Raw genomic sequence first — 13,097 nt, forward strand, 5'->3', positions numbered from 1 at the left:
CCGGTCGAGAAGCGCCTTCACAGGTCGGCCCCCGCAAGCTGCACCCGACGCTGGGCGATCCGCAGCACCCGGGCCTGGACATGGGTCTTGGCGGCGCGGATCAGGCTCAGGTCGTGGGTGGCGACGAGGACGGTCTTGCCCATCCGGTTGAGCTCGACCAGCAGGGTCAGCAGGCGCTGCGACATCTCCCAGTCGACGTTGCCCGTGGGCTCGTCCGCCAGGATCACGTCGGGCGACATGATGATCGCCCGCGCCAGTGCCGCACGCTGCCGTTCGCCGCCCGACAGCTCGGGCGGGCGGGCCTGCGCGCGGCTCGACAGCCCGACCCAGGCCAGCAGGTCCTTGAGGTTGGCCTGCTCCTTCAGGGCGTCGCGGCCCGAGACCACGAGCGGCAGGGCGACGTTCTCGGCGATCGGCAGGTGGTCGAGGAAGGTGCAGTCCTGATGCACCACGCCGATCCGGCGCCGGGCCAGCGCGACCGCGTCCCGGTCCATCCCGCGCACGTCCTGCCCGAAGAGCGAGGCCTGTCCGGCCGTCGGAACGAGGGCGCCGTAGCAGAGCTTGAGAAAGGTCGTCTTGCCCGCCCCGGATGGCCCGGTCAGGAAGTGGAACGAGCCGGGCGCGAGTTTCAGCGTCACGTCGCTCAGAAGGTCGCCGCCGCCGTAATTGTAGGCCACGTTCTCAAGTTCGATCACGGAATAGAGCCCCCCGGGCCGGTCTCGCGACCCCCTTTTGCACAAGTGTCACGACGCTTTCAATTGGCAATGGGCGGCTTTCTTTGCTCTTTTCTGACATGGCCCAACAACATATGGTGGCCCAAAGAAATAAAGGGTCCGCACGCGCTGCGTGACGGGAGGTACGATGCGGCTAGTCTGTCCCAATTGCGGTGCACAATATGAAGTGCCCGACGAGGTGATCTCGTCGGAGGGGCGGGACGTGCAATGCTCGAACTGCGGCATCACCTGGTACCAGCCGAGTGCCGCGGCACTGGCCGCCGGAGAGACCGCGCGGCTCGCCGGGACCGGGACGGAGATGGCCGCCGGGGAGGTCGAGACCGACGCGGAGGGCGACTGGCCCGAGGACCCGGAGGTCCCGGAGGTCCCGGACGCGGAGGAGGCGGACGAGGACCTGTGGGACGAGGCTGCCGAGCCGGCGGATGCCGCCGATGACGACCTCTTTGCCGAAGACGAGTACGAAGACGAATACGAAGACGATTACGAAGACGGGGCCGGCGCGCCTGCGGCCGATCCGACCCTCGCGGAGAAGGTGGCCGACCCGGTTCCGGCTCCGACGCCCGCCGCGCGCGATGACGACACCGTGGCGCCGCTCGACACCGACGCGGCCGACGAGACCTGGGAGGACGAGGCGCCCGAGGATTGGGACACGCCTTCCGACGATCACGGCTCCGACGCGGCGTCGGACGACGACGACCCCGAGGCGTGGGACGAGCCTGCCGATGACGATGTACCCGACGCGACGGATGCGGCGGGAGACGAGACGCCCGCCGTCGCGGCCGCCCCGCGCGTGACCCCGCGCCGGCCGCTGCCCTCCGACGTGCAATCCGTGCTGCGCGAGGAGGCGGCCTTCGAGGCCCGCGCCCGCACGCGCAGCGCCGACCCTCTCGAGAGTCAGCCGGACCTCGGCCTGGGCGAACCCGAGACCGAGGCGCAGCGCCGCGACCGTGAATCGCGCGAACGGCTGGCCCGCCTGCGCGGCATGACCGCCATGGCCGCCGGGACCGGCGCTGCGGGCACGGCCGATCCTGCGCCTGCCGCCGCGCCCGCGCACGCACCCGCGCCGAAGCCAGCGCCGGAACCGGCCGCGGACCCGGCACAGGCTCCGCGCCGCGACCTGCTGCCCGATATCGAGGAGATCAACTCCTCGCTGCGGACCAAGGGCCCGAAATCCCGTCCCGCGCCGGGGGGCGAGACCGTGGTCGACACGCAGGACCAGCGGCGCGGCTTCCGGCTCGGCTTCGGGCTCGTGGTGCTGATCGGTGCGCTGCTGATCCTGTTCTACATGCACGCGGAATGGGTGAAAGAGACCGTCCCCGCGCTGGAAGAGACGACGGACGCCTATGTCCGCACCGCCGACGCGTTCCGCGCCTGGCTCGATACCCAGGCCGGACGGCTGCAGGCGTGGATGGAGGGGATGTCCGAATAGGGCAGCCCCGGGCGGCATCGGTCCTGCCCGGGCGGGGGCGCCGATCGGCAGCCTCGGAGCCGAAGGGCCCTTCGGCCGCGGCCGGGGCGTGACAGAGGGAACCGGCGCGCCTCCGGCCCTGAGCCTTGCGGCGGAGGCGCCGGCCGCATCACGCCAACCGCGCGTGGGACTTCAGAACCGCTCCATCAGCCGTTTCAGGTAGTCCAGCTCCACGTCCGGCCGTTCGCCTTCGCCCGAGCGGCGCCGGATCTCGTCCAGCAGCTCGCGGGCCCGGCGGTAGACGTCCTCGCCCTGCAGCATGTTGCGGTCGTTGCCGAGCTGGCCGTTCGAGCCGGCGTTGCGGCCGAGCGGGTCGTTGCGTTCGCCGCCGACGTTGCCCTGCATCTCGCCCTGGCCACCCTGCATCTCGCGCTGGTTCTCGGCCATGGCCTCGCCCAGGTTGCGCATGCCCTCGCGGAGCGCCTCCATCGCCTCGGACTGGCGGTCGATGGCGCCGGCGTAATCGTCGTTGCGCAGGGCGTCCTCGGCGCCGCGCATCGCGCGGTCGGCACGCTCGAGCGACTCGCGGGCCGCATCGCCCGCTTCGCCGCCGAGGTTCGGCAGGGCGCCGCGCTGGCGGTCGAGCTCGCGGCGGAGCTCTTCCTGGCGTTCGGCGAGCGAGCGGTCGTCGTTCGTGCCGCCCTGCGCCTGTCCGCCCGGCTGACCCTGGCCCTGGCCGGGCTGGTCCTGCTGGCCTTCGCCGGTCTGGCCCTCGTGCGACTGGCCCTGGCCCATGCCGCCGTTGCGGCCGGTGTTGCCCTGGCTCTGGCCGGAATTGGCGCCGGGATTGTATTGCTCCTGCAGGTCGCGGAAGGCTTCGTCCGACAGGCCCTGCTGGTTGCGCAAAGTCTCGGAGAGCCCCTCCATCGCCTGATCGCCCGGGCTTTGCCCCTGGCCGCCCTGGCCCTGGGTGACGCGCATGTTCTCCATCATCTGCTGAAGCTCTTCCAGCGCCTGCTGCGCCTCGGCCATGCGGCCCTGCTCCATCAGCTCCTGGATGCGGTCCATCATCTTCTGCAGGTCGTCCTGCGTCATCTGCATGCCGCCCTCGGGCTGCTGGCCCTGCGGCTGGTCGGTGCCGTCCTGCTCCTGCTCCCGCTGGGCCTGCCGCGACAGCTGGCGCAGGTAATCCTGCGTGGCATCGCGCAGATCCTGCATCAGCCGGGCGATCTCCTGCGGGGAGGCGCCGTTCTTCATCGCCTCGTTGAGCTTCTCCTGCGCCATGCGCATCCGCTCCATCGCGTCGTCGATGTCGCCTTCCTCGATCTCGAGCGCGAGATCCCAGAGCGCCTGCGCGATCTCGTCCCGCGTCTCAGCGGAGAGCGGTCCGGCCTTGGTCATCGCGTCGAGCCGGCGCATGACGGTGCGCAGCCGCAGGTAATGCGTCTCCTTCCGGAAAAGTCCTTCGGGCTGCCACGACACGGCCTTGAGCACCTGCGCCACGCGGCGCCCGTTCTCGCGGTTCCACAGCAGGTCGCGGCGCATCTCGATCACGGCGGCGGCCAGCGGGTCGAAGAAGCGGCGCGCGGCGAGCCTGATCTCCAGCCCCTCCGTCGTGCCCTCCTGGCCCGCGGCGTCGGTGGCGTGCAGGTCGATGGTGACGGGCATGTTGGCCCAGGGATGTTCGGAGAAATTGTCGATCAGGTTCTCCTCGAACTCCGCGCGGGAGCCGGAGATCGGCACCGGGAGCGGCAGGACGACGGGATCGCGCGCCTCGGGATCCAGCGCCAGCCCGTGCCGCCGGTCGAGCCGGTCGAGGTCCAGCGTGATCACCGCCTCGCCCCCCTCGACGCCGTAATCGTCCGAGGCCGCGAAGGGCAGGGTCATCCGGCCGTCGACATTCGCCTCGGCCTCGCCGGTGAGGGTCACGCTGGGCGGTTGGTCGGGGATCACCGCGAAGTCCCAGGCGCGGCCGCCGGGGCCGTCGATGGTGACCGTGCCGTCCCGCGCCACGGTGAAGTCCTGCGACGGCGTGCCCGGGTCCGGCAGGTCGCCGACCCGGCCAGAGACGTCCTCCGCCACCTGGATCGCGCCTTCCTCGCCATAGAGGCGCAGGGTCACGCGGCTGCCCTCCGCGACGCGGAGCGGTCCGGCCTCGATGTCGTTCAGGTAGACGACGGGCAGGCCGGTGTAGGCGGGCGGTTCGACCCAGCCTTCCCAGCTGGGCCCCGCCGCGGCCTGCGCGCTGCCGGGCGCCATGCCGGCCACCGATCCGACCCGCCAGAACGAGCCGAAGAGCAGCGCGATGCAGAGCGCGGTGAGCGCGACGTAGCGCATGCCGAAAGGATCGAAGCGGGCGACGCGGAGGTCGGGTTCGACCGGCTGCGCGGCTTCCGCCCTTGTCGCCATGCGCGACTGGTGCGCGGCCCAGATCCGGGCCGAGGCGCCGTCCTCCGCCCCCATCACCTGCGCATCGCGCAGGGCGGTCAGCGGGCGGCCGACGAGCGAGGCGTCGAGGCGCTGGAACGCGTCCTCCCGGCTGGGCCAGCGGAAGGCCATGGCGCCGCGGACGAGGAACCACAGCCCCGCGAGGGCGACGAGCACGCCCGCGACCCAGACGGTTTCGACCGAGGCATGATCCTGAAGGCCGAGCATCAGCGCGGCGAGCACCGCGATCAGCAAGGTCCAGAGCGGCCAGAAGGCCCGCGCCGCACGTTCGGCGAACATCCCGATGCGGGTCAGGACGAGCGGCAGACGGATCCGCTGCATCGTCCGACGCAGCAGCGCGTCGTCCTGGCGTGGGTCGCTCGGGGGGCCGTCGATCTGCTCTGCCATGCCTCGTTCCGGGACCGGTCGGTGCGCGGGACCCGGTCGTCTCCGCTTCTACCTCACAGCCATGAAGGGATGGTATCGCGGTTGAGCATCTCGTCAAAGGACGGTCGCGCCCGAATGACGGCGAATTGATCTCCGTTCACGAGGATTTCGGGCACCAGCGGGCGGGAATTGTATTCGCTTGCCATCACCGCGCCATAGGCGCCGGCCGAGCGGAAGGCCACGAGGTCCTCGGGCGAGAGCCGGGGCAGGGGCCGTCCGCGGGCGAAGGTGTCGCCGGATTCGCAGACCGGGCCGACCACGTCATAGGCGATCCGGTCGACCCCGGGCACGGGTTCGACCACCGGGACGATGTCGTGATGCGCATCGTACATCGCCGGGCGCAGCAGGTCGTTCATCGCCGCGTCGAGGATCAGGAAGTCCCGGTCCTCGCCCGATTTCGCGTAGATCACGGATGAGACGAGCAGCCCCGCGTTGCCGACGACAAGCCGTCCCGGCTCGATCTCGATCTCGCAGCCCTTGTCGCCCAGTACCTCCTTGATCAGGTTGCCGTATTCCAGCGGCAGGGGCGGCGCGGCGTTGCCCTGGGTGTAGGGGATGCCGAGCCCGCCGCCGAGGTCGAGCCGGCTGATCTCGTGCCCGTCGGCGCGCAGCTGGTCGGTCAGCTCTCCCACCTTCTCGAAGGCCGCGCGATAGGGGGCGAGATCGGTCAGCTGGGAGCCGATGTGGACGTCGATCCCCATCACCCGGATGCCGGGCAGGGCGGCCGCCTCGGCATAGACCGCCCGGGCGCGGGAGATCGGGATGCCGAACTTGTTCTCGGACTTGCCGGTGGCGATCTTGGCGTGGGTCCTGGCGTCGACGTCCGGGTTCACCCGGATCGCGATCGGCGCCTTCGTGCCGAGCGACAGGGCCACCTCGTTCAGCGCCTGCAATTCGGGTTCCGATTCCACGTTGAACTGCCGGATGCCGCCGACCAGCGCCTCGCGCATCTCGATCCGGGTCTTGCCGACGCCCGAGAAGACGATTCTGTCGCCCGGGATGCCGGCGGCCTTCGCCCGGGCGTATTCGCCGCCCGAAACGACGTCCATCCCGGCGCCCAGATCCCCGAGCGTCTTCAGGATCGCGAGGTTGGACGCCGCCTTCATCGCGTAGCACACCAGGTGTGGCAGGCCGTCCAGCGCCTCGTCGAAGAGCCGGAAATGCCGCGTCAGCGTGGCGGTCGAATAGACGTAGAACGGCGTGCCGATGGTGGCGGCGATGTCGGGGATGGCGACGTCCTCGGCATGCAGGATGCCGTCGCGATAGAGAAAGTGGTCCATGTCTGCCCGTCCCCGTGCCGTGTTCGCGGGAGGGATTAACAGGTTGGGCCGGGCGCGGGAAGATGGGGGAATGCGCAAGGCCGGGCTTCCGCCCGGCGCCCCCCTCACACCGGCCGCGTCCGCAGGAACAGATAGAGCGGCAATCCGCAGCTGACCCCGATCAGGAAGGTCGCGGGGATCGCCAGGAGCGCCGACCAGTTCCGGCGCGCCGAGACCTCGGCGAGGATCCAGACCGTCAGGGTGATCGCCGCGATGGTGAGATCCCAGACGAGGCCCGAGGTCGCGGCATTGGCATGCCAGGCCTCGAGCATGGCTCCGAGGCTCCAGCCGTTCTCCGAGAACCAGCTGACGAAATACGCCATCGGATGCACCGCGCCCCAGATCGCGAGCGCGAGAAACAGCAGGCGCAGGGGCGACATCAGAAGGTCTTCACCACGCCGATGCGGGCGTCGCCCGAGATGGTGATCCCGTTCGCGGGCGCCGTGCCGGCGCGGGTCGGGGGCACCGGTTCTCCGTCCGCGCCACAGGCGGCGAGGAGGGAGAGGAGGACGAGGGCGGAGAGGGGTTTCATGCCAGTTGCTCCTTCCAGCGGGCGACCTGTTCGCGGACCCGCTCGCCCGAGGTTCCGCCATAGGAGACCCGGCTGGCAACCGAATTGTCGACGCCGAGCACGGAATAGACCTCCTGCGTGATCCCCTCGTGTCCGGTCTGGAGCTCCGACAGGGAGAGGTCCGGCAGGTCGCAGCCCTTCTTCTCGGCCAGCGCGACGAGGGCGCCGGTCACGTGATGCGCCTCGCGGAAGGGCAGGCCCAGCTCGCGCACCAGCCAGTCGGCCAGGTCGGTCGCGGTGGAGAACCCGGCGGAGGCCGCGGCGCGGAGCGCCTCGCGGTTGGCGGTCATGTCGCCCACCATCCCGGTCATCGCGGCGAGCGCGAGCATCAGGTTGTCGGCGGCGTCGAACACCTGTTCCTTGTCCTCCTGCATGTCCTTGGAATAGGCCAGCGGCAGGCCCTTCATCACCGTCATCAGCGCGACGTTCGCCCCGAAGATCCGGCCGATCTTGGCGCGGATCAGCTCGGCCGCGTCGGGGTTCTTCTTCTGCGGCATGATCGAGGAGCCGGTGGAGAAACGGTCGGACAGCGTCACGAAGCGGAACTGGGCGGAGGACCAGATCACCAGCTCCTCGGCGAAGCGCGACAGGTGCATCGCGCAGATCGAGGCGTGGGCGAGGAATTCCAGCGCGAAATCCCGGTCGCTGACGGCGTCGAGGGAGTTCGCCATGGGGCGGTCGAAGCCCAATGCCTTCGCGGTCATCTCCCGGTCGATCGGGAAGGAGGTGCCGGCCAGCGCGGCCGCGCCGAGCGGGCTTTCGTTCATCCGCACCCGGGCGTCGGTGAAGCGGGAGAGGTCGCGCGAGAACATCTCGACATAGGCCATCATGTGGTGGCCCCAGGTCACCGGCTGCGCGGTCTGGAGATGGGTGAAGCCGGGCATCACCCAGTCGGCGCCCGCCTCGGCCTGGGTCAGCAGCGCGCCGATCAGGGCGCGCAGGCCCTCAGTCGCGGCGTCGATCTGGTCGCGGACCCAGAGGCGGAAGTCGGTGGCGACCTGGTCGTTGCGGGAGCGCCCGGTATGGAGCCGGCCGGCGGGGTCGCCGATCAGGTCCTTCAGGCGGGCCTCCACGTTCATGTGGATGTCCTCGAGCGCGGTGGAGAAGGCGAACTCCCCGGCCTCGATCTCTGACAAGATGGTGAGCAGGCCTTCCCGGATCGCCTCGGCATCGCTATCGCTGATGATGCCCGTTGCGGCCAGCATCGCCGCATGGGCCCTCGAGCCCGCGATGTCCTGTGCCGCGAGCCGCTGGTCGAAGCCGATCGAGGCGTTGATCGCCTCCATGATCGCATCGGGCCCCGCGGCGAAACGGCCGCCCCACATCCTGTTCGAGGTCTTGTCGCTCATCGGGCACCTTTCGGAGGTCACATGTCATTCCTGCGTTCCGCGATCCTTTATACGGGCTTGATCCTCACTGCAAACGGCGCACTTGCCGGTCCGATGCAGGCGGCGATCGAGGCCGCCAAGGGGGACGCGCTGAAGGCGCTGGCCGTGCGTGGGGAGCCGAAGGCGCTGCCGGAGGTGGCCTTCGAGGGCGAGGGCGGGCTGACCGGCCTCGCGGACTACCGCGGGCAGATCGTGGTGCTGAACTTCTGGGCCGTCTGGTGCGCGCCCTGCCGCGAGGAGATGGCGACGCTCTCGGCGCTCGAGGCCGAATTCGGCGGCGAGGATTTCGCCGTGGTGACGCTGGCGACCGGGCCGAACGCGGTGCCTGCGATCGAGAAGTTCTTCGACGAGATCGGGGTGGAGAACCTGCCGAAATACCGCGATCCGAGGTCGGTGCTGGCGCGGGGGGCGGGGGTGTTCGGCCTGCCGGTGACGCTGGTGCTCGACCGCGAGGGGCGGGAGCTGGCGCGGCTCGTCGGCCCGGCGGACTGGCATTCGGAGGAGGCGCGGGAGATGGTCCGGGCGTTGCTCGCGACAGAGGGGGCGTGACCTGACGGCGCGCCTGCGGCGCATTTTATCCATTCTTGCTGACGAGGGGGGCGTTGCCCCCCTCGAGCTCCCCCCAGGATACATGGACCAGAGGAAGATCAGGTTCCGGGGCCGGGCATGGCCGCGACGCGGTCGTGGCAATGGCAGGTGGTGAGGTGATCGTTGACGAGGCCGCAGGCCTCCATGAAGGCGTAGGTGATGGTGGGGCCGCAGAAGCGGAAGCCGGCCTTCTTCAGGTCCTTCGAGACCTGTTTCGAGAGCGCGGTCTCGGGGGGGACCTCCGCCTGCGTGGCGTATCCGGGCTGGAGCGGCTGGCCCTCGACGTAGCGCCAGAGGAAGGGGGAGAAGCCGTCCTTTGCCTCGATCTCGAGGAACGCGCGGGCATTGGTGATCGTGGCCTCGATCTTGCCGCGGTGGCGGATGATGCCGGGGTCGGCGAGAAGGCGCCGGACCTCGTTCTCGCCCCATTCCGCGATCACCGCGGGGTCGAAGCCGCGGAAGGCGCTGCGGAAATTGTCGCGCTTCTTCAGGATCGTGATCCAGCTCAGCCCGGCCTGGAACCCGTCGAGCACCAGCTTCTCCCAGAGCGCCCGGCCATCGTGTTCGGGCACGCCCCATTCGGTGTCGTGGTAGGCGATGTAGATCGGTTCGGGCCCGGCCCAGGCGCAGCGTTCCGGCATCTGTTCTTTCCGCGGTTCAGCAATTCTTATCGGTTCGGCGGCATTCTCCATGGATGGGCGCCGGGGGCAATGGGCCGGACGGCGCGGAACGGAGGCCCCGGATGTGGAGCGATGGCGAGAACGGCGCGCCCTTTGGCGCCCCGCCGCCCGACCGGCGCGGGATGGAGGCCACGGTGCGGGATGCCGTGGCCCAGGGACACGTCTCGCTGGCCTTCCAGCCGGTCGTGCAGGCGCTCAGGCCCGACCGGGTGGCGTTTCATGCGGGGCTGATCCGGGTCCTCGACCCGCAGGGCCGGCCGCTGCCGGAGGCGGAGGTCGCGGCGGCGGTCGAGGCCACGGCGACGGGGCGGGAGCTCGACCGCCTCGCGCTCCGGCTCGGGCTCGAGGCGCTGGCAGCCGAACCGGGGCTGCGGCTTTCGGTCGGCATGTCGGCGCGGTCCATCGGCTACCCCCGCTGGACGCGGGCGCTGAGGGAGGGGCTGATGCGGGATCGGACGGTGGGGGAGCGGCTGATCCTCGAGATCCCGGAACGCTCCGCGCTGCTGCTGCCGGACCTCGTGGCGCCCTTCATCGCGGATCAGGCGCGGCAGCGGATCAGCTTCGCGCTTGCGGGGTTCGGGGCAGGCTACACCGCGCTCCGGCACCTGACCGAGCTGCGGTTCGACCTGCTGAAACTCGACGGCGGTCTTGTCCGCGGCGTCGCGCGTCACCCGCAGAACCAGGTGCTGATCCGGGCCCTCGCCACGGTGGCGGCGACCTTCGACATCTTCACACTGGCGCCGTCGGTGGACCGGGGCGAGGATGCGGATTGGCTGACCGGAGCGGGGATCGACTGCCTCCAGGGCTCCTACTTCGCCGCGCCGACGATGCATCCGCCCTGGGTGTCGCTCGGACCGAGGGCGCAGGCGTGAGGCCCGAGGGGCGCGCCGGTGTCCGGAGCCTCCGGGCTGCTGCCCCGTCGCGTGGATGCGAAGAGCTGGCGGCAGGCGGGACGGGTCCGCGGCCCGGCGCGGGCGGGTGAATGGCGGCGCGCGCCGGTGTCCGGCGCGAGCATTCCCTTGCCGGCGCGGTCCGGGCCACCGCCTCCGGGACGCGCTGCCCTTGGGCCGCGGCGAGGCCGGGCGCGCGTATCTGTCCGGCGCGAAAATGGCCTTCACCCGGCGCGATGGTGAGCCGCAGCCCGGGGCCCGCCGCCGGCTCAGGTCAGGCCCGAGGCCGGTCTCGCCCGTGACGCCGGGGCGCGGCAGATTTCCGCTGCGGAGGGCGTTGTGACGTAGGGGCATCTCATATATGCGTTGCAGCATGGAGGCGCGGGGCGAGAATTCCCTGCGTCATTTGATGGAGGATCATCCATGACCAACGTCGTAATCGCCTCGGCAGCCCGCACCGCTGTCGGATCCTTTTCCGGTGCCTTCGCGAACACCCCGGCCCATGACCTGGGTGCGGCCGTGCTCGAAGCGCTCGTCGCGCGTGCCGGCATCGACAAATCGGACGTGTCCGAGACCATCCTCGGCCAGGTGCTGACCGCCGGACAGGGCCAGAACCCCGCACGCCAGGCCCATGTGAACGCCGGCCTTCCGATCGGATCGGCCGCCTGGAGCATCAACCAGGTCTGCGGCTCGGGCCTGCGCGCCGTCGCGCTTGGCGCACAGCACATCATGCTGGGCGACGCCGACATCATCGCCGCGGGCGGGCAGGAGAACATGACGCTCAGCCCTCACGTCGCGCACCTGCGCGCCGGTCACAAGATGGGCGACGTCAAGTATATCGATTCGATGATCCGCGACGGCCTCTGGGACGCCTTCAACGGCTACCACATGGGCCAGACCGCCGAGAACGTGGCCGAGAAATGGCAGATCTCGCGCGATCAGCAGGACGAATTCGCCGTCGCCTCCCAGAACAAGGCCGAGGCCGCGCAGAAGGCCGGCAAGTTCGATGACGAGGTGATCCCTTTCACCGTGAAGACCCGCAAGGGCGAGATCACGGTCGACAAGGACGAATACATCCGCCACGGCGCGACCAAGGACGCGATGGAGAAGCTGAAACCCGCCTTCGCCAAGGACGGTTCGGTCACCGCCGCCAATGCGAGCGGGATCAATGACGGCGCGGCCGGCGTCCTGCTGATGTCGGATGCCGAGGCCGAGAAGCGCGGCATCGAACCGCTGGCGCGGATTGTCTCCTACGCGACGGTGGGCCTCGACCCGTCGATCATGGGCGTGGGGCCGATCTATGCCTCGCGCAAGGCGCTGGAGAAGGCCGGCTGGAAGCCCGAGGACCTCGACCTCGTGGAGGCGAACGAGGCCTTCGCGGCACAGGCCTGCGCGGTGAACAAGGACATGGGCTGGGATCCGTCGATCGTGAACGTGAACGGCGGCGCCATCGCCATCGGCCACCCGATCGGCGCCTCGGGCGCGCGGATCCTGAACACGCTGCTGTTCGAGATGAAGCGGCGCGACGCGAAGAAGGGTCTCGCCACGCTCTGCATCGGCGGCGGCATGGGCGTCGCAATGTGCGTCGAGCGCGGCTGAGCGGACCATCCCCCGGAGAAGGCGCCTGCGGGCGCCTTTTTCTTGCCCGGTCAGGGATTTGCGAAAGAGGCGCAATCCCGATGCGGAGAGACGTGAATTTCATCGCGCAATAATGTTGCGCGCGACGGTCTTGCCGAGTAACAGAGTTACCAAGGGTATTCGAATACACGGAGGAGTGATTCATGGCCAGAACGGCACTCGTGACCGGCGGCTCGCGCGGCATCGGCGCGGCGATTTCCAAGGCGCTGAAGGCGGCGGGCTACCAGGTGGCGGCCACCTACGCGGGCAATGACGACGCCGCGAAAGCCTTCACCGAGGAAACCGGCATCAAGACCTACAAGTGGAACGTTGCCGATTACGAGGAGAGCAAGGCGGGCCTCGAGCAGGTCGAGGCCGAGGTCGGCCCGATCGACGTGGTGGTCGCCAACGCCGGCATCACCCGCGACGCGCCGTTCCACAAGATGACGCCCGAGCAATGGCACCAGGTGATCGACACCAACCTCACCGGCGTCTTCAACACGGTCCACCCGGTCTGGCCGGGGATGCGGGAGCGCAAGTTCGGGCGGGTCATCGTGATCTCCTCGATCAACGGGCAGAAGGGCCAGTTCGGCCAGGTCAACTACGCGGCGACCAAGGCGGGCGACCTCGGGATCATCAAGTCGCTCGCGCAGGAGGGGGCGCGGGCCGGGATCACGGCGAACGCGATCTGCCCGGGCTACATCGCGACCGACATGGTGATGGCCGTGCCCGAGAAGGTGCGCGAGGCGATCATCGGCCAGATCCCCGTCGGGCGTCTGGGCGAACCCGAGGAAATCGCGCGCTGCGTGGTCTTCCTGGCGAGCGACGATGCGGGGTTCATCAACGGATCCACGATCACCGCGAACGGGGCGCAGTACATCGGCGGGTGACGGGTGGTGGCCGGCACGGGCACCGCGCCCGCTCCGGCCACGGCCACGACCTCCGGCGCGCGCATGCGCGGAACGACAAGCAGGGGCCGCGCCGCAGGGTGTGGCCTTTTCGCTTGATTGACAGCGGCTTGGGCGCCG

12 protein-coding genes are annotated in these 13,097 nt (G+C 69.9%); 5 read left to right on the forward strand and 7 right to left on the reverse strand.

Features of this window, described 5'->3' with window-relative positions:
• Positions 1–17: 17 nt before the first annotated feature.
• Positions 18–695, reverse strand: a complete 678-nt coding sequence (locus Q344_RS0116535) for a cell division ATP-binding protein FtsE (RefSeq protein ID WP_028287733.1) — start codon at positions 693–695, stop codon at positions 18–20.
• A 166-nt stretch (positions 696–861) separates the two neighbouring features.
• Here Q344_RS0116535 and Q344_RS26475 point away from each other — a divergent pair, with 166 nt between their 5' ends.
• Positions 862–2,163 carry a zinc-ribbon domain-containing protein gene (locus Q344_RS26475; RefSeq protein ID WP_211249924.1) on the forward strand — a complete coding sequence of 434 codons (1,302 nt, stop codon included), beginning with the start codon at positions 862–864 and terminating at the stop codon, positions 2,161–2,163.
• A 171-nt stretch (positions 2,164–2,334) separates the two neighbouring features.
• Here the strand turns inward: Q344_RS26475 and Q344_RS0116545 are convergent, their stop codons facing one another.
• From Q344_RS0116545 to argH, 5 genes are all read right to left on the reverse strand, one after another.
• Positions 2,335–4,977: a TIGR02302 family protein gene (locus Q344_RS0116545; RefSeq protein WP_051630704.1), complete on the reverse strand. Its 2,643-nt coding sequence runs from the start codon at positions 4,975–4,977 to the stop codon at positions 2,335–2,337.
• Between the two features lie 53 nt (positions 4,978–5,030).
• On the reverse strand, positions 5,031–6,296 hold the full coding sequence (lysA, locus tag Q344_RS0116550; RefSeq protein ID WP_028287736.1) for a diaminopimelate decarboxylase: 1,266 nt from the start codon (positions 6,294–6,296) through the stop codon (positions 5,031–5,033).
• Between the two features lie 104 nt (positions 6,297–6,400).
• Entirely contained in the window at positions 6,401–6,715 is a 315-nt protein-coding gene (locus Q344_RS0116555; protein ID WP_028287737.1) for a DUF2834 domain-containing protein, read from the reverse strand.
• Positions 6,715–6,867, reverse strand: a complete 153-nt coding sequence (locus Q344_RS26145) for an argininosuccinate lyase (protein ID WP_156954720.1) — start codon at positions 6,865–6,867, stop codon at positions 6,715–6,717. The genes Q344_RS0116555 and Q344_RS26145 overlap by 1 nt, the downstream gene beginning before the upstream one ends.
• On the reverse strand, positions 6,864–8,255 hold the full coding sequence (gene argH, locus Q344_RS0116565; protein ID WP_028287738.1) for an argininosuccinate lyase: 1,392 nt from the start codon (positions 8,253–8,255) through the stop codon (positions 6,864–6,866). The genes Q344_RS26145 and argH overlap by 4 nt, the downstream gene beginning before the upstream one ends.
• 21 nt (positions 8,256–8,276) lie before the next feature.
• Between argH and Q344_RS0116570 the strand changes: the two genes are divergently transcribed.
• Complete coding sequence (locus Q344_RS0116570; protein WP_028287739.1) at positions 8,277–8,843, forward strand: TlpA family protein disulfide reductase; 567 nt, start codon at positions 8,277–8,279, stop codon at positions 8,841–8,843.
• Positions 8,844–8,941: 98 nt separating this feature from the next.
• Here the strand turns inward: Q344_RS0116570 and Q344_RS0116575 are convergent, their stop codons facing one another.
• Complete coding sequence (locus Q344_RS0116575; RefSeq protein WP_028287740.1) at positions 8,942–9,523, reverse strand: DNA-3-methyladenine glycosylase I; 582 nt, start codon at positions 9,521–9,523, stop codon at positions 8,942–8,944.
• A 101-nt stretch (positions 9,524–9,624) separates the two neighbouring features.
• On the opposite strand from Q344_RS0116575, the gene Q344_RS24240 reads away from it, so the two are divergent.
• The 3 genes from Q344_RS24240 (at position 9,625) to phbB (ending at position 12,959) form a co-directional block, all read left to right on the forward strand.
• Positions 9,625–10,434, forward strand: a complete 810-nt coding sequence (locus tag Q344_RS24240) for an EAL domain-containing protein (protein WP_051630706.1) — start codon at positions 9,625–9,627, stop codon at positions 10,432–10,434.
• A gap of 441 nt (positions 10,435–10,875) precedes the next feature.
• On the forward strand, positions 10,876–12,051 hold the full coding sequence (locus tag Q344_RS0116585) for an acetyl-CoA C-acetyltransferase (RefSeq protein WP_028287741.1): 1,176 nt from the start codon (positions 10,876–10,878) through the stop codon (positions 12,049–12,051).
• Positions 12,052–12,233: 182 nt separating this feature from the next.
• Complete coding sequence (phbB, locus tag Q344_RS0116590) at positions 12,234–12,959, forward strand: acetoacetyl-CoA reductase (RefSeq protein WP_028287742.1); 726 nt, start codon at positions 12,234–12,236, stop codon at positions 12,957–12,959.
• Positions 12,960–13,097: the final 138 nt, after the last annotated feature.

It is taken from the genome of Pseudooceanicola nanhaiensis DSM 18065 (assembly GCF_000688295.1).
Classification (GTDB): Bacteria; Pseudomonadota; Alphaproteobacteria; order Rhodobacterales; family Rhodobacteraceae; genus Pseudooceanicola; species Pseudooceanicola nanhaiensis.